The 15,024-nt window shown below is 64.9% G+C and carries 15 protein-coding genes; 11 read left to right on the top strand and 4 right to left on the bottom strand.

Annotated features, from left to right (window positions below; translation table 11 throughout):
* Nucleotides 1-16: 16 nt before the first annotated feature.
* Both BLS08_RS10070 and BLS08_RS10065 read right to left on the bottom strand, forming a co-directional pair.
* Nucleotides 17-958 (bottom strand): 1-aminocyclopropane-1-carboxylate deaminase/D-cysteine desulfhydrase, encoded by a 942-nt coding sequence (locus BLS08_RS10070; protein WP_017679049.1) that lies wholly within the window; start codon nt 956-958, stop codon nt 17-19.
* A gap of 2 nt (nt 959-960) precedes the next feature.
* Nucleotides 961-2,328 carry a hypothetical protein gene (locus BLS08_RS10065; RefSeq protein ID WP_017679048.1) on the bottom strand — a complete coding sequence of 456 codons (1,368 nt, stop codon included), beginning with the start codon at nt 2,326-2,328 and terminating at the stop codon, nt 961-963.
* A gap of 584 nt (nt 2,329-2,912) precedes the next feature.
* Here BLS08_RS10065 and BLS08_RS10060 point away from each other — a divergent pair.
* Nucleotides 2,913-3,869 (top strand): TAXI family TRAP transporter solute-binding subunit, encoded by a 957-nt coding sequence (locus tag BLS08_RS10060; protein WP_017679047.1) that lies wholly within the window; start codon nt 2,913-2,915, stop codon nt 3,867-3,869.
* Nucleotides 3,870-3,877: 8 nt separating this feature from the next.
* Here the strand turns inward: BLS08_RS10060 and BLS08_RS10055 are convergent, their stop codons facing one another.
* Together BLS08_RS10055 and BLS08_RS10050 are read right to left on the bottom strand one after the other, a co-directional pair.
* Entirely contained in the window at nt 3,878-4,309 is a 432-nt protein-coding gene (locus BLS08_RS10055; RefSeq protein WP_017679046.1) for a nuclear transport factor 2 family protein, read from the bottom strand.
* Between the two features lie 65 nt (nt 4,310-4,374).
* The gene (locus BLS08_RS10050) at nt 4,375-6,408 is read right to left on the bottom strand and encodes an NADPH-dependent 2,4-dienoyl-CoA reductase (RefSeq protein WP_026088778.1); all 2,034 of its coding nucleotides are present in this window, start codon (nt 6,406-6,408) and stop codon (nt 4,375-4,377) included.
* A 200-nt stretch (nt 6,409-6,608) separates the two neighbouring features.
* On the opposite strand from BLS08_RS10050, the gene BLS08_RS10045 reads away from it, so the two are divergent.
* The 10 genes from BLS08_RS10045 to BLS08_RS10000 all read left to right on the top strand — a co-directional run bounded on the left by BLS08_RS10045 (nt 6,609) and on the right by BLS08_RS10000 (nt 14,877).
* Nucleotides 6,609-7,631, top strand: coding sequence for a carbon-nitrogen hydrolase family protein (locus BLS08_RS10045; protein WP_017679044.1), 1,023 nt, complete (start codon nt 6,609-6,611; stop codon nt 7,629-7,631).
* Nucleotides 7,622-8,665, top strand: a complete 1,044-nt coding sequence (locus BLS08_RS10040; RefSeq protein WP_017679043.1) for an AraC family transcriptional regulator — start codon at nt 7,622-7,624, stop codon at nt 8,663-8,665. The genes BLS08_RS10045 and BLS08_RS10040 overlap by 10 nt, the downstream gene beginning before the upstream one ends.
* Before the next feature lie 123 nt (nt 8,666-8,788).
* Nucleotides 8,789-9,985 carry a PepSY-associated TM helix domain-containing protein gene (locus tag BLS08_RS10035; protein ID WP_017679042.1) on the top strand — a complete coding sequence of 399 codons (1,197 nt, stop codon included), beginning with the start codon at nt 8,789-8,791 and terminating at the stop codon, nt 9,983-9,985.
* Complete coding sequence (locus tag BLS08_RS10030; protein WP_017679041.1) at nt 9,982-10,524, top strand: hypothetical protein; 543 nt, start codon at nt 9,982-9,984, stop codon at nt 10,522-10,524. Before BLS08_RS10035 ends, BLS08_RS10030 begins: the two co-directional genes overlap by 4 nt.
* A complete protein-coding gene (locus BLS08_RS10025; protein WP_017679040.1) occupies nt 10,521-10,841 on the top strand; it encodes a hypothetical protein in 321 nt (106 codons plus the stop codon). Before BLS08_RS10030 ends, BLS08_RS10025 begins: the two co-directional genes overlap by 4 nt.
* The gene (locus BLS08_RS10020; protein ID WP_055986560.1) at nt 10,838-11,404 is read left to right on the top strand and encodes a DUF6162 family protein; all 567 of its coding nucleotides are present in this window, start codon (nt 10,838-10,840) and stop codon (nt 11,402-11,404) included. The genes BLS08_RS10025 and BLS08_RS10020 overlap by 4 nt, the downstream gene beginning before the upstream one ends.
* Nucleotides 11,405-11,421: 17 nt before the next feature.
* Nucleotides 11,422-12,348 carry a metal ABC transporter substrate-binding protein gene (locus tag BLS08_RS10015; protein WP_055986563.1) on the top strand — a complete coding sequence of 309 codons (927 nt, stop codon included), beginning with the start codon at nt 11,422-11,424 and terminating at the stop codon, nt 12,346-12,348.
* Nucleotides 12,345-13,097 (top strand): metal ABC transporter ATP-binding protein, encoded by a 753-nt coding sequence (locus BLS08_RS10010; protein WP_055986566.1) that lies wholly within the window; start codon nt 12,345-12,347, stop codon nt 13,095-13,097. The genes BLS08_RS10015 and BLS08_RS10010 overlap by 4 nt, the downstream gene beginning before the upstream one ends.
* Nucleotides 13,094-13,993, top strand: a complete 900-nt coding sequence (locus BLS08_RS10005) for a metal ABC transporter permease (RefSeq protein WP_055986569.1) — start codon at nt 13,094-13,096, stop codon at nt 13,991-13,993. Before BLS08_RS10010 ends, BLS08_RS10005 begins: the two co-directional genes overlap by 4 nt.
* Complete coding sequence (locus BLS08_RS10000) at nt 13,990-14,877, top strand: metal ABC transporter solute-binding protein, Zn/Mn family (protein WP_055986573.1); 888 nt, start codon at nt 13,990-13,992, stop codon at nt 14,875-14,877. Before BLS08_RS10005 ends, BLS08_RS10000 begins: the two co-directional genes overlap by 4 nt.
* Nucleotides 14,878-15,024 lie beyond the last annotated feature (147 nt).

Below are 15,024 nucleotides of genomic sequence, written 5' to 3'. Positions count from 1 at the left end.
TTCCAGGCTCCGCTGGTCAGACCTGAGTGTAGTCGGCGCTGGCGCCCATCAACACCCGACGCCCTTGCAAGCCGCCAGTATGAATGAATATCAGCCGACTGCCGCGCGCAAGATGACCGCGCTTGCAGAAATCGCGCAGCGCCATAAGCGCCTTGCCGGTATACACAGGCTCCAGCGGCACACCGCTGGCCTGCTCAGTCTCCAGGATGAACTGGCGCAGTGGCTCGTCGAGCCGGGCAAAACCGCCGCGCGCGGCGTCGATCAGTTGGCAGCGTCGCTCCGACGCCCCGGCCTCGTCCAGCAGCCTGGCGACCTGAGTGGCGACGCCGTGGTCGCTCGGTACCGCCTGCGCGCCGAACACGCAGCGCCGAACATCACCCAGCAGCACACCGGCCAGGGTGGTGCCGGTCCCCGTAGCCAGCCACCAGGCATCGAAATCAGGCCAGCCGATATCGGCCAACTGCGCTTCGGCCATCGCCACCAGACAGCTGCAGCCACTAGCGCCGTGAAGGCCCAGACCGCCCTCGCTGATCACCTGGAAACCCGGATAGCGGGCGAGCCAGGGCGCCCAGAAGTCCGGCTGATGCCGCGCACGGTAGCCGCTGTAACCCAGCCAGTGCAGCGCCATGCCCATGCGCTGCAGATCATCGACGGTCGGGGTCTGCTGCGCTTCACCACGCAACAGACCGACGCAGGCGAAACCGAAACGCCGGCCCGCAGCGGCCAGCGCATGCAAATGATTGGAGTGCGCTCCCCCCAGGCTGATCACCCCCTGCGCACCAGCCGCAGCGGCCTGCTCAAGATAGGGCGCGAGCTTGAACCACTTGTTGCCGGACAGCAGTGGGTCGACAAGATCCAGGCGCAAGCAGGCGAGCTCGACGCCGGCGGCCTCGAGCCAGTCCAGTTGCAGAGGTTGTAGCGGCGCCCGCGGGCGCCAGGTGGGAATCCGTATTGGCAAGGTCAGCTGACGGTGCGCAGACGACTGCTCGCCTTGTGCCGCGCGCAGCAGTTCGAATCACCCAGGGTGAAACGGCTGGGCGTATCGACGCGATCGATGGGAATGGCGCAGCGCTCCCCACTGGGCAAGGATGCGTCGCAGCTGGGCTGCTGATAATGCGCCAACCAGTGCCGATACTGATCTTCGGAAACGAAGCATTTGCCAGCGGCGTAGGCCATGGGATTGTCCTGATAGCGGGCGACATCCTGCAGGGGAATGGTCAGGTGCCCGGCGCCGGGATGGTACACCACGAATACCACGCCAAGCTTGGCCAGACGATCGAGCACCTGGTCACCGCCCTGACTGGCGAATGCATCGCGCTCACGCTTGAGGCGTTCGATTTCCGCTTGCAACTGGGCATCCAGCTCGTTGCGATAGGCCAGTTCGACGTCGCGTATGGCGATCTGTTCCTTGTACTCCGCCACAGCCGCAGCGACCTTGGCGCGCATTTCACCATCGTACTGCGCACGCAGGATATCGCCCTCGGTACGACCATGACGCTCGAGGGCACGCAGTTGTTGAGTCATTTCCTCACGGCTGCTCTGGAAACTTTCGGCCTGGGCGGCCAGTTGCGCCTTGAGGTTGGCGTTGAGCTCCTCCTGCTGGCGCAGCGCCTGATGCAGCCCATGGATCTGCGCCTGCAGATTCTTGCTCTGCTCCTCGCTGGCCAGTTTGAACTTGGCCAGTTCGTCTTCATGCTGCTGGGTCAGGCTGGTGATGCGCAGGCGCTGCTGCTGAATCAGCTGCGCGGTCTTGGCGCGATGTTCATGATCCATCTTCTGCGCCAGTTGCTCGGCCACTTCCTTGGCCGGATCCGGCGCATACCATTTGTCTTCGGAAGCTACCTGCAAACGCTCGGCAACCACCGACTGGGCACTGTCGTCCTCGATCAGGAGCCCTAGCTGGTTACGTTTGACTGCATCGCGCAGCAAAACCAGATCGTTTTGCCCCGGCGCCAGGCTGGGGTCCCACAGGTGCATCTGGTGCCAGGACACCGGGCACTGACTGCGACAAGCCAGACGAATCGGCCCGGCGCCGAGGTCCGGGCCACGGCCGGCACGTTCTGCCAGATGTTGCAGAGGAATGTTCCAACCCTTGTCGGGGCGACCGTCCTCGTCGAAATCCAGAAAGAAGAATACCGCCGCCCTCACCAGCAGCCGCGGGTTGATCACCACGAATACCGCGCGCATCTGTTCGTCGGCGAACTCGGGCATGTTCACCACACCATCGAGCAAGGCTTCGAACTCAGGGAACATCATCTGTTTGCAGATACCGCGTTCACTGAAGAACATCACGGCTTCCACCATCTGCGGCTTGTTCTGCATGCTCATTGAGGACCCTCTGGACCAACCGGGAATACGCGCGCGCATAGTCGCGTGCCGGAGCAGCGCATACTCCGGTACTGATATCGTCCTTGATATCTGAGGCAAGTCTAGGGGAAAACCCGACCACAGCAATGTGACTGGGTTGGCACTCACTCTGCGAGCCAGGCCGAATAGACCACCGCTTAGCGCAAAAATGTGACAAGACCGGAAAGTACGAAAGCTGCCAGCGGTCCGGTCCGCCTGGATGGTTAACAGCCTGCCAAGCACAACTCGATCGGCGGATTCTTGCTTTTCACCCATGCCTCACAAGCGGAATTTTGCCTATTCCAGCCAGTGCCATTGGGCTCATCCGCTCTAGAGCGGTGGTCCGACAACCTGGCACGTGACCTGCTCTGGCTCTTACAAGCTCGCGCGCCTGTCGCGCGGCCGGACTGATAAAAAAGACAAGAGGTCAGCCATGTTCCGCCATCACTTCACTGCCAACCCCTCATCGTTCAATCCGCTTCGCGAGTGCCTATCCCGGCGCCAGAAGACTGCCTGCACAGCACTGCCGCGTCCTTAGCTAAAAATAACAACAACGGAGAATTCTCATGTACTTAGCCAAGCGCCTTGGCCTGCTCGCCGCTGCCGCGATTTTGGCCAGTAGCCCCAACGCTCACGCCAACCCAACCTCGATCAACATCCTTACCGGCGGTACCAGTGGCGTTTATTACCCGCTGGGCATGAGCCTGTCCGAGCTTTACAGCGAGCGTATCGCAGACTCGACCACCAGCGTGCGGGCTACCAAGGCCTCGGTGGAGAACCTCAACCTGCTGCAGATCGCCCGTGGCCAGTTGGCCTTCGCCCTGGGCGACTCCGTTGCCGATGCCTGGAAAGGCGATGAAGAAGCTGGCTTCAGAGCCCCGCGTGATCGCCTGCGCGCTATCGCCGGGATCTACCCGAACTACATCCAGATCGTTGCCAGCAAGGCATCGGGGATCACCAGCCTGGAGGATCTGCGCGGCAAACGTATTTCCGTCGGGGCGCCGCGCTCGGGTACCGAGCTCAACGCCAGGGCCATTTTCAAGGCCGCGGGTCTCAGCTACGCGGATATGGGCCACGTCGAATTCAAGCCCTACGCCGAATCGGTCGAACTGATCGAGAAAGGCCAACTGGACGCCACCCTGCAGTCGGCCGGCCTGGGTATGGCGGCGATTCGCGACCTGGCCGAACGCGTGCCGATCACCTTCGTCGCCATCCCAGAGCAGGTGGTGTCACGTATCGGCAGCAGCGCCTATCAGTCGGGCACCATTCCTGCCGGCACCTACAAGGGCCAGGCCAACGACGTGACGACGGCGACCATCACCAACGTTCTGGTCAGTCAGACCAGCGTTTCCGACGCCGTGGCCTATCAGATGACCAAGTTGCTCTTCGAGAACCTCGACCGACTGGCCGAAGCGCATCCAGCCGCCAGGGACATCAGACTGGAACGGGCGACCAGTGGTCTGCCGATTCCGCTGCACCCCGGCGCCGAGCGCTTCTATCGTGAGGTGGGCGTTCTCAAGTAGAGCGCCCCTCAGCCCTTGGCGGCTGCGAGAAAGGGTGCCAGGCGCTGCGCCATTTCCGCGCCGAGCGCCTGCAGTCCGCTCATCGGGCGCACCATCACCTCGAACTCGACGATTCGTCCCGACTCGTCGAAGCGAATCATGTCGATGCCCTTCAACTCGCGCCCGCCAACCTTCGCGGAAAACTCCAGCACCACACTGAGGCCATCGGCAGTAGCCAGTTCGCGGTGATAGGCAAAATCTTCGAACACCTTGAGCACGGTATTGAGGATCAGATTGACCACCTGCGCGCCCGGATAAGGGGTGTGCGCCATGGGCGAACGGAACACCGCCTGAGGGTGCAGCAACTCGGGCAAGGCACTCAGGTCCTTGGCGGCGACGAACTGGTGCCAGCGTGCCAGGCTGGCTGCGGCGGATGGGTTGAGTTGAGCATCGAGCGACATGGGCGTCTCCTTGTTATTCTCAGCCACTAAGCAGACGCCCCGCACAAGGCGGGGCGTCGGTTCGATCAGAGTTCGGCCGCCAGGCGCGAGCCCTGGTTGATCGCCCGCTTGGCGTCAAGCTCGGCGGCGACATCCGCACCGCCGACCAGGTGCACACGCTGGCCGGCATTTTCCAGACCTTCCTGCAGCTCACGCAGCGGGTCCTGGCCAGCGCAAACGATCACGGTATCGACTGGCAGCACCTGCTGCTCGCCACCAGCAATGCGGATATGCAGGCCGGCATCGTCGATCTGCACGTACTCGACGCTGTTGAGCATCTGCACGTTCTTGTTCTTCAGGCCGGTGCGGTGAATCCAGCCGGTGGTCTTGCCCAGGCCATCGCCGACCTTGGACTTCTTACGCTGCAGCAGGAATACCTGACGCGCCGCCGGGTGCGGATGCGCCTTGACACCCGCCACGCCACCACGGGCTTCCAGCGCCGTGTCGATGCCCCACTCTTTCCAGAACTCGTCACGGTCGAGGCTGGTGGCCTTGCCTTGGTGCGTGATGAATTCGGACACGTCGAAACCGATACCGCCGGCACCGATGACAGCGACCTTATGCCCGACCGGCTTGCGCTCGAGAATCGCGTCCAGGTAGCTGATCACCTTGGCATGCTCGATACCCGGAATATCCGGGGTGCGCGGGGCAATACCGGTGGCCAGGATGATTTCGTCGAAGCCCCCCTTGAGCAGATCGTCCACCGACACGCGGGTGTTCAGGCGTACGTCGACGCCAGTGGTTTCCAGCTTGCGCTTGAAGTAGCGCAGGGTCTCGAAGAACTCTTCCTTGCCCGGCACGCGCTTGGCCACGTTGAACTGGCCACCGATCTCGCCAGCCGCGTCGAACAGGGTCACAGCATGGCCGCGCTCGGCGGCGACGGTAGAAGCCGCCAGCCCAGCCGGGCCGGCACCGACCACGGCGATCTTCTTCACCGCGGCGGTGGGGATGTAGTTCAGCTCGGTCTCATGGCAGGCGCGCGGGTTGACCAGGCAACTGGTCAGCTTGCCGCCGAAAGTGTGATCCAGGCAGGCCTGGTTACAACCGATGCAGGTGTTGATCTCATCGCTACGGCCTTCGGCGGCCTTGTTGACGAAGTCTGGGTCGGCAAGGAACGGGCGCGCCATCGACACCATGTCGGCATCGCCCTCGGCCAGCACCTGCTCGGCGACTTCCGGGGTGTTGATGCGGTTGGTGGTGATCAGCGGAATCGACACCTCACCCTTGAGCTTGGCGGTGACCTTGGTGAAGGCCGCACGCGGCACCTTGGTGGCGATGGTCGGGATACGCGCCTCGTGCCAGCCGATACCGGTGTTGATCAGGGTGGCGCCGGCCTGCTCGATGGCCTTGGCCAGCAGCACGATCTCGTCCCAGGTGCTGCCACCCTCGACCAGATCGAGCATCGACAGGCGATAGATGATGATGAAGTTCGGGCCGACCGCCTCGCGCACGCGGCGGACGATCTCCACCGGCAGGCGCATGCGGTTCTCGTAGCTGCCGCCCCAGCGGTCGGTACGATGGTTGGTGTGGGCGACCAGGAACTGGTTGATGAAATAACCTTCCGAGCCCATCACCTCGACACCGTCATAACCGGCCTGCTGGGCCAGCGCCGCGCAATTGACGAAGTCGGCGATCTGCTTCTCGATGCCCTCTTCGTCCAGCTCGCGCGGCTTGAACGGGTTGATCGGTGCCTGGATGGCGCTCGGCGCCACGGACTTGGGGCTATAGGCATAACGCCCGGCGTGCAGGATCTGCATGCAGATCTTGCCGCCCGCCTCGTGCACGGCCTGGGTGACGATCTTGTGCTTCTCGGCCTCTTCCACCGTGCTCAGCTTGGCAGCGCCGGAATACACGCCGCCCTCCTCGTTCGGGCCGATGCCGCCGGTGACCATCAGGCCGACGCCGCCACGGGCGCGCTCGGCGAAATAGGCCGCCATGCGCTCGAAGCCGCCCGGCTTCTCTTCCAGGCCAGTGTGCATGGAGCCCATCAGCGTACGGTTGCTCAGCGTGGTGAAGCCGAGGTCGAGCGGGGCCAGCAGGTGCGGGTAACGAGCAGTCATGGAATTCTCCACATCGCGGTGCAGTTCACGGATTGCCGCGGTCTCATGGTCACGCGGTCGGTTATGGAGCCAGACGATAAATAGGCTGCCAGCCATGCTCAATGATCAAAACTAACAAGATAATGATCAAAACTAGCAATAGAGGTTGGCAGCACGGCTCGACCGACCTAACCTGCACCGCAACCAAACTGAAAAAACCAATGCGCCTACTGATCACCCTTCTGCTCGCGCTCGCACTGCTGACCGGTCTTGGCAGCTACGCCCACTGGATCGCGCAGCGCCCCAGCAGCCATTACCTGTCCGACCTGCGCAGCCAGGTCGCGCTCGATATTGGTGAGCCCGGCACACGCGGCAACCTGCTGGGCATCCAGCCGGAACTGTTCGCCGCCGACTACCAGAGCCTCGCGCGACTGCGCCTGAAGCTGGCCGCCTACCTGGATCACGCCCGTGACCAAGGCATGCTCAACGAACGCACCGTCGTCGTGCTGCCCGAACATATCGGCACCTGGCTGCTCGCCGTCGGCGAGAAGGAAGAGCTCTATCGCGCCACCGAGCGCCGTCAGGCCATGCACTGGATGGCGGCGAGCAATCCACTGGATTTTCTCGGCGCACTGTTCAGTGCTGGAAGCGACGCGCGCCTGGACGACGCCATGTTGCGTACCAAGGCCAAGGCCATGGCGCGCGACTATCAGCAGCTGTTTGGCGATCTGGCCCGTGATTACCAGATCACCCTGGTTGCAGGGTCCATCGTTCTGCCCGAGCCCCGCGTGGAACGGGGCCGCCTCGAAGTCGGTCGTGGGCCGCTGTACAACGTCAGCCTGGTATTCGATCAGGCCGGTAACCCGCAGGGCCAGCCGCAACGCCACGCCTTCAGTGCCGGCGCACTCGCCACCAGAGCGCCGGAAGCCCTGCAGGTGCTGGAGACCCCGGCAGGCCGGCTTGGCGTACTGCTAGGCGGCACTATCGAACAGTTCCAGGCGAAGGCAATCGATGGCGAGGCAGTAGAGCTGCTGGCCATGCCCAGCGACCTGGATGGCCTGACGGACGACGCCGATTTCACCGAACAGCTGCAGGCTCACGGCATTCGTGCGGGAGTGAAAGTCCATCTGCGCGGCCGATTGTGGGAGCGTAGCGGTCAGTCCCAGGCGCTCGCCTTCGATGCCGGACGCAGCGAACGAGGCGCCAGCGAGCGCGGCGCGCAACTGATCAATCTATGGCTATAAAAGCATCACGCGTTCGCCTCGGCGATCTCTCCGTCGGCTTCACCCAGGCGCTGGCCGACGCATTGCGCGAACAGGGTCAGCGCCCCGAACCCCTGCTCGAGCAATTTGGCCTAGATGCCGCACGGCTCAGCGAGCCGCGCGCACGCCTGTCGATCCCGCGCTTCATGCGCCTTGGCCATAGCGCCATCGCCCTGTGCGACAACCCCGCTCTGGGCCTGGAAATGGGCCGTCACAGCCGCCTCAGCCAGGTTGGCCTGGCCGGCATCTGCGCCGCGCAGGCGCCTGATCTGCGCGAAGCGGCACGCACCCTGACCCGCTTCGAGCCGTTGTACGCCGCCAACTATCGCGGCCGTTCGGGCTTCAGCGAGGATGCGCGCGGCGCCTGGCTGCATTTCTATTCCATCAGCCCCTACAACGCCTACAACCGTTTCGTGGTGGACTCGGTGCTGGCCGGCTGGCAGACCAACCTGAGGCAGGTGGTCGACCGATCCATCACCGCGGAAAAGGTCGAGATCGAATTTCCTGCACCGGACTACGGCGAACGCTACGAAGCGCTGTTCGGCTGCCCCGTCGAGTTCAGTGCTGGCGCCAATCGCCTGCGCCTGAACAGCGAAACCCTGGCCCTGCGCAACCCTCAACATTGCCCAGGCACCTGGTGGCACCTGCTGGAGCTGTGCGAACGCGAACTGGAACAGCTGACCTGCACACGCAGCCTGCGCGAACGGGTCATCCAACTGCTCGGCCCACTGTTGCACGGCCACGAGCCGGATCTGCAGGAAGTGGCGCGCAGCCTGCACCTGCCGAGCTGGACGCTGCGGCGCAAGCTGGCCGAGGAAGGCACGCAGTTTCGCACCATCCTCAACGACACTCGCCGCGACCTGGCCACGGCCTATATCCGCGATACCGAACTGGCCTTCGGCGAGATCGCCTACCTGCTCGGCTTCGCCTCGGCCGAAGCCTTCCAGCGCGCCTTCAAGCGCTGGCTCGGGCAAACACCCGGCGACTACCGCCGCGCGCAACGCAGAGCGGGCTGATCGCACGGCAACCTTGATCGTCAAGCTCTCGCAACTTAGAATCCTTTTCATCCGCGTTTGCGGTCGCTTCTTACTCCTTTCATTCCGTGCCGGCCCACCGCGCGCGCCAACGACCCCGCGAACATGTCCAAGAAATCCCGCTCCAGACTCTGGTTTCTCGTCCACAGCTGGCTGGCCCTACCGGTCTGGTTCTTCCTGCTGATCATCTGTGTCACCGGCACCCTGGCCACTGTCAGCCAGGAGATCGTCTGGCTGGCCAACCCGGACGTACGCGCCAGCAAGCCGTCCGATGATGCGCAGCGCCTGAGCTTCGGCCAGGTACTGGAAGCGATCAATCGCGCCGAGCCCGAGCTGATCGTGCAGTCCATCGGCCGCCCGGACGAAGATCACTTCGCCCTCACCGCGCGCGTCAGCTATCCCGACGGCAGCTCGCCGCTGCTGTACGTCAACCCCTATAGCGGGGCGATCCAGGGGGTCAGCCCGGAGTTCGACTTCCGCCAGTTCACCCGCGCCCTGCATGGCTGGTGGCTGGTGCCGTTCACCAACGGCTACAGCTGGGGCTGGTACCTGGTGTCGCTGATGGGCCTGCCGATGCTGCTGTCGCTGATCACCGGCCTGGTGGTCTACAAGAAGTTCTGGAAGGGCTTCTTCAGCCCACGCCTGCGCATAGGCCAGGGCGCACGCATCTTCTGGGGCGACTTCCACCGCCTCTCCGGCATCTGGTCGATCTGGTTCATCGCGGTCATTTCCATCACCGGCATCTGGTTCCTGATCCAGGCGATTCTCGGCGATAGCCACGTGTCGATCTCCACCGAAGGCGTACCGCCAGTGGTGGCGCGCGAGGAAGTGCCGCTGGCGCCGAGCGCTGCCGAAGTGCCGCGCATCAGCCTGGACGCCGCCGTGCTCAAGGCCACCGACGTCATCCCGGGCCTGGAGCCAAGTTTCGTCAGCCTGCCGGGCTATGCCTACGGCCATTATTCGGTCTGGGGCCGCGGTTGGTATCCGCTGATGTTCCAGTCCGCCTCGATCAACCCCTACAACGGCGACATCGACGCTACCCGCCTGCTCAGCGACCGCTCGGGCCTGGAGTTCGTCACCGAGTCCATGCGGCCGCTGCACACCGGCGACTTCGGTGGCCTGTGGGTCAAGCTGCTGTGGTTCGTCTTCGGCCTGCTGCTGAGCATGATGGTGCTCAGCGGCCTGCTGATCTGGACCAAGCGCACCGCCCAGGCCACGGTCGCTGCGGTCAAGCGGCCGGCACGCGCCACCAAGCCGGCCCCGATCGTCGCCACCCGTGAAATCTCGGAGAGCCGCCCATGAGCAAGGCCGCAATCGCCCCCGCCCCGTCCGCTCTGGGCCGTTTCTGGTACAGGTGGCGCTTCCACCTCAATGTGCTGCTGGTGCTGATCCCCCTGGGCTTCATGCCCAAGTATTTCCAGGATGTCGCGCTGTTTCGTGGCGCCAGCGGCCTCGGCGAGCGTGAGTTCGGCGAAGTCCAGGTCGGCCCCTGGAGCCTGCGCCTGGCCGAGTTCCGCAATCAGCCGCCGCAACTGGAAGGTCCGGCCGGCTATATGAAGAGTTTCAACGCCGCGCTGTGCCAGGCGTGCATCAGCCAGGTCAAGGTGGTCTACCTGCGCATCGGCAAGCCGCGCAGCCTGCGCGCTGCCGGCGGACTGTTCTTCGGCAGCCCCTATCGCATGGGTACGAGCATTCCCATACCGCCACGCACCAAGCCAGACGCCGAGTTGTGGATCACCGCCGAGGGCTGGGACGGCACAGTACATCAGGCATCCATCCCGCTGGCCGAGGCTTCGCCCGCCACCCTCGCCTGGCTGAAACAACAAGGAGACAAACCATGATCCATAGCGCCCGCATCGGTCTGCTGATGCTCTGTACCGGCCTGTCCCCTCTGGCTCTCGCGCACAACCCGATCTGCGAATGCGAGGAGCACGGCACCGGCGAAATCATCTGCACCGGCGGCTTCTCCGACGGCAGTGGCGCCCCCGGCGTGACCCTCGACGTGATCAGCTACGAAGAAGAGGTGCTGGTGCCCGGCAAACTCGGCGAGGACTCCAGGCTCAGCTTCAAGCGTCCGGATGGCGAGTTCTACGTACTGTTCGACGCCGGCCCCGGCCACGTCGTGGAAATCGACCACACGGAAATCGCCAGCCAATGACCACCCAAGTGGTACGCCCGGCCGGCGCTGGGCATGAAAGCCTGTGGGTAGCCGTCCTCAGCCTGTCGATCATCCTACTGGCCGCAACAGTCATCAGCCTGCGCAGCGAGAACCACGAGGAAGAAAGCGTCGCCGCCCATCAGATCGATGCCCGCCGCGACCTGAACGCCGCCGAGCAAGGCATCCATACCGAATTGGTCGTGGCCCTCGACGAGATCCTGATGCTGCGGGACGAACAGCAGACCTTGCCCGAGCCGCAGCAACTGGCCGAAGAAGGCATTCCGCCTTTTACCCACGACGCCAGCACCGCCACCCGTGGCCACCACGTCTGGCAGCTGCTGCATGTCGGCGATGACTACGCCTACCAGGGTCTGAGCGGCGACAGCGCCGTCGCCGGCTCCTTCCTGTTGCTGGCAAGCGCAGCGGATGCCGACATCTGGCTCAACCGCTCCAGCGATGTCGTTGCCCCACAGAACCTGCATGCCGATGCCCTGATCGCCGCCGGCTGGCGCCAGGTCGCCAGCCAATACGACGCCGGCGTCACCCGCCAGCATCGCCACTGAATATCGGGAACCCCACCATGCCCTCTCGCTTCGTCTCCCGCCGCCTGCTGGCCAGCCTGCTGCTGAGCCTGGGCGCCGCCCTCGCCCCCGTGCTCGCCAGTGCCGACAACCACCGCCTGCGTATCGGCATTACCCTGCACCCCTACTACAGCTACGTCAGCAATATCGTCGGCGAACGCGCCGACGTGGTGCCGCTGATCCCGGCTGGCTTCAACCCGCACGCCTACGAGCCGCGCGCCGAGGACATCAAGCGCATCGGCGACCTCGACGTGGTGGTGCTCAACGGCGTCGGCCATGACGACTTCGCCGACCGCATGATCGCCGTCAGCGAGAAGCCCGACGTCCCCGTGATCGAGGCCAACGCCCGCGTGCCCCTGCTCGCCGCCACCGGCCAGGCCGCACGCGGCGCCGGCAAGGTGGTCAACCCGCACACCTTCCTCTCCATCACCGCCTCCATCGCGCAGATCAACAACATCGCCCGCGAACTCGGCAAGCTCGACCCGGACAACGCCAAGTTCTACAGCCAGAACGCCCGTGCCTACGGCAAGCGCCTGCGCGGCCTGCGCGCCGAGGCGCTGGGCAAGCTGACCGACGCCAAGGGCAGCGAGCTGCGCGTGGCCACCATCCATGCCGCCTACGACTACCTGCTGCGCGAGTTCGGCCTGGAAGTCACCGCAGTGGTCGAACCGGCCCACGGCATCGAGCCGAGCCCCAGCCAATTGAAGAAGACCATCGACCAGCTCAAGGAACTGGACGTGCAGGTGATCTTTTCCGAGATGGATTTCCCCTCCAGCTACGTCGACACCATCCATCGTGAGTCCGGCGTGAAGATCTACCCGCTGACGCATATTTCCTATGGCGAGTACACCGCCGGAAAATACGAAGAGGAAATGGCCCGCAATCTCGACACCGTGGTACGCGCCATTCAGGACGAAGGCGTATGACCGCCCTCGAAACCGCGCCGTCGCGCCTGCAGGGCCCCGGCATCGAATTCACCGGCATCGATCTCAACCTCGGCCGCACGCGGATTCTCGACAAGGTCAGCTTCCAGGTGCGCGCCGGCAGCGTGCACGCCCTGGTCGGCCCCAACGGCGGTGGCAAGAGCTCGCTGATCAAGACCCTGCTCGGGCAGATGCCACACCAGGGCGAGCTACGCCTGCACTGGCCGGCCAGCCCCGGCACCATCGGTTACGTGCCGCAGGCGCTGGAATTCGATCGCGGTCTACCGATGACGGTGGATGATTTCATGGCCGCCATGTGCCAGCGTCGCCCGGCCTTCCTCGGCCTGTCGCGACGCCACGCGCCGGCCATCGAACAGGCGCTGGCACGGGTCGGCATGCTGGACAAGCGCAAGCGGCGCATGGGCGCGCTGTCCGGCGGCGAGCGCCAGCGCGTGCTGCTGGCCCAGGGCCTGGTGCCCGAGGCGCAGCTGCTGGTGCTCGACGAGCCAATGTCGGCGCTGGACGAGCCCGGCGTGCAGGTGTTCGAGCAACTGCTGCGCGACTGGCGCCAGGCCGGCACCACGGTGCTGTGGATCGAGCACGACCTGCAGGCCGTCGGTCGCCTCGCCGACCGCGTCACCGGGCTCAACCGCCGCGTGCTGTTCGACGATACGCCACAGCAGGTGCTGACCCCTGACCGTCTGCTCGACCTGTTCTCCAGTCATCCGCGCCAGCAAGAGGCCTCGTCATGAGTTTCGAAGACATCCGCCTGGCGATCCAGGCCTGGGCCAGCGCCGGCTATTTACCCGAGGCTCTGGCCTACGGTTTCGTGGTCAATGCCCTGCTCGCCGGCCTGTTGATCGGCCCGGTGCTCGGCGGTCTCGGCACGCAGGTGGTGGTCAAGCGCTTCGCCTTCTTCTCCGAGGCGGTCGGCCACGCCGCGCTGACCGGCGTGGCCATCGGCATCCTGCTCGGCGAACCCTACACCGGCCCCTACGGCAGCCTGTTCGGCTACTGCCTGCTGTTCGGCATCCTGCTCAACTACCTGCGCAACCGCACCGGCCTGGCGCCGGACACCCTGATCGGCGTGTTCCTCTCGGTGTCGCTGGCGGTCGGCGCCAGCCTGCTGCTGGTGCTCGCCGGCAAGATCAACATCCATATCCTGGAGAACGTGCTGTTCGGCTCGGTGCTGACGGTCAACGCCCAGGACCTCGCCGTGCTGGCGCTGGTCTCGCTGCTGGTGCTGGGCCTGGCGCTGCCGCTGTACAACCGCATCATGCTGGCCAGCTTCAACCCGCAACTGGCCAGCGTGCGCGGCGTCGCGGTGAAGCCGCTGGACTACCTGTTCGTGATGCTGGTGTCGCTGGTTACCGTGGCTGCGGTCAAGGTCATCGGCGCCATCCTGGTCGGCGCCCTGCTGGTGATCCCGGCGGCCGCCGCACGGCTGCTCAGCCAATCGCTGAAAGGCTTCTTCTGGCTGTCGGTCCTGATCGCCACGTGCAGCACCCTGGCCGGCATCTTCCTGCCGATCGCCCTGGAGCTGCCGGTCCCCTCCGGCGCCGCGATCATCATGGTCGCCGGCATCGCCTTCGCCCTCGCCGCCATCGCCCGCGGCACACTGCCTAGCCTGAAAGGGAACCTGGGATGAACCTGCAACGCCTGAGCCTCGCCCTCGCCACCTGCGCCCTGCTCGCCGGCCCGCTGCACGCCGAAACACAGCCCGTGCGCATTCTCGCCAGCCTGCCGATCACCTATGGTCTGGGCGCCAACATGCTTGACGGCAGCGCCGTGCAGCTGCAACGCGCCGCCCCGGCCAACCTGCCGGCCAGCCGCCAGCTCTCGTATTTCGCCGGCCGCGGCGCGGGTGCACTGGAGAAGGCTTCGCGTGACGCCGACGCGGTGATCGCCCTGCGTTCGCTGTGGCCGGACGACCCGCTCTACCCGCTGGCACGGCGCAGCAATATTCGCATCGTCGAAGTCGACGGCGCGCGCCCGGTGGACGGCGCCCTGCCCGGCATCGCCCTACGCAGCGACGGCGGTGACGCCCTGGCCAGCCAACCCTGGCTCAACATCAACAACCTGGGGCGCATGGCCGATGTGATCGCCGCCGACCTGGGCCGCCTGGCGCCGGAGGCCAAGCCGCAGATCGAGGCCAACCTGGCGACGCTCAAGCAGCGCCTGCTCAAGCTCAGCGCCGCCAGCGAAAGCCGCCTGGCCGAACTGGACAACCTCAGCGTGGCCAGCCTGTCGGATCACTTCGACTACCTGATCGACGGCCTCAACCTCGACCTTGTCGAGCTGAGCGTGGCGAAGGACGCCGAATGGACGGCAGAAACCCTGGCGCAACTGAGCGCCGACCTGCGGGACAACGACGTCGCTGCCGTGCTTGTCCAGCGCCAGCCGCCAGCCGATCTGGCCAAGGCGATCAGCGATGGCGGTAGCCGCCTGGTGCTGATCGAAGACAACCAGGACACCCCCATAGCCGGGCTGGAAACGGCCATCGGCCAGGTGCTGGACGCCCTGTCGCCCTGAGCGAAGTCGCTCGGATGTAATTCAGAAATGCCGGCGATGCCGCTCCCGGATTGCATCCGGCTACAAAAGCGAGCCACAACCGTCTGACCGCTGTCCCATGGCCCGTTACAGCTCGGTGGCGTCCTCGCCCCCATCCACTGCGCCCTG

This window comes from Ectopseudomonas chengduensis (assembly GCF_900102635.1).
GTDB classification, from domain to species: domain Bacteria; phylum Pseudomonadota; class Gammaproteobacteria; order Pseudomonadales; family Pseudomonadaceae; genus Aquipseudomonas; species Aquipseudomonas chengduensis.
This window is presented reverse-complemented; position numbering and strand designations above follow the sequence as displayed.

What these genes read in the sequence shown, in the direction of transcription:
- BLS08_RS10040 (WP_017679043.1), top strand. Translation starts at nt 7,622, where the DNA reads ATGGCTATAAAAGCATCACGCGTTCGCCTCGGCGATCTCTCCGTCGGC.
- BLS08_RS10025 (WP_017679040.1), top strand. Translation starts at nt 10,521, where the DNA reads ATGATCCATAGCGCCCGCATCGGTCTGCTGATGCTCTGTACCGGCCTG.
- BLS08_RS10000 (WP_055986573.1), top strand. Translation starts at nt 13,990, where the DNA reads ATGAACCTGCAACGCCTGAGCCTCGCCCTCGCCACCTGCGCCCTGCTC.
- BLS08_RS10065 (WP_017679048.1), bottom strand. Translation starts at nt 2,328, where the DNA reads ATGAGCATGCAGAACAAGCCGCAGATGGTGGAAGCCGTGATGTTCTTC.
- BLS08_RS10005 (WP_055986569.1), top strand. Translation starts at nt 13,094, where the DNA reads ATGAGTTTCGAAGACATCCGCCTGGCGATCCAGGCCTGGGCCAGCGCC.
- BLS08_RS10050 (WP_026088778.1), bottom strand. Translation starts at nt 6,408, where the DNA reads ATGACTGCTCGTTACCCGCACCTGCTGGCCCCGCTCGACCTCGGCTTC.
- BLS08_RS10020 (WP_055986560.1), top strand. Translation starts at nt 10,838, where the DNA reads ATGACCACCCAAGTGGTACGCCCGGCCGGCGCTGGGCATGAAAGCCTG.
- BLS08_RS10055 (WP_017679046.1), bottom strand. Translation starts at nt 4,309, where the DNA reads ATGTCGCTCGATGCTCAACTCAACCCATCCGCCGCAGCCAGCCTGGCA.
- BLS08_RS10045 (WP_017679044.1), top strand. Translation starts at nt 6,609, where the DNA reads ATGCGCCTACTGATCACCCTTCTGCTCGCGCTCGCACTGCTGACCGGT.
- BLS08_RS10010 (WP_055986566.1), top strand. Translation starts at nt 12,345, where the DNA reads ATGACCGCCCTCGAAACCGCGCCGTCGCGCCTGCAGGGCCCCGGCATC.
- BLS08_RS10060 (WP_017679047.1), top strand. Translation starts at nt 2,913, where the DNA reads ATGTACTTAGCCAAGCGCCTTGGCCTGCTCGCCGCTGCCGCGATTTTG.
- BLS08_RS10035 (WP_017679042.1), top strand. Translation starts at nt 8,789, where the DNA reads ATGTCCAAGAAATCCCGCTCCAGACTCTGGTTTCTCGTCCACAGCTGG.
- BLS08_RS10030 (WP_017679041.1), top strand. Translation starts at nt 9,982, where the DNA reads ATGAGCAAGGCCGCAATCGCCCCCGCCCCGTCCGCTCTGGGCCGTTTC.
- BLS08_RS10015 (WP_055986563.1), top strand. Translation starts at nt 11,422, where the DNA reads ATGCCCTCTCGCTTCGTCTCCCGCCGCCTGCTGGCCAGCCTGCTGCTG.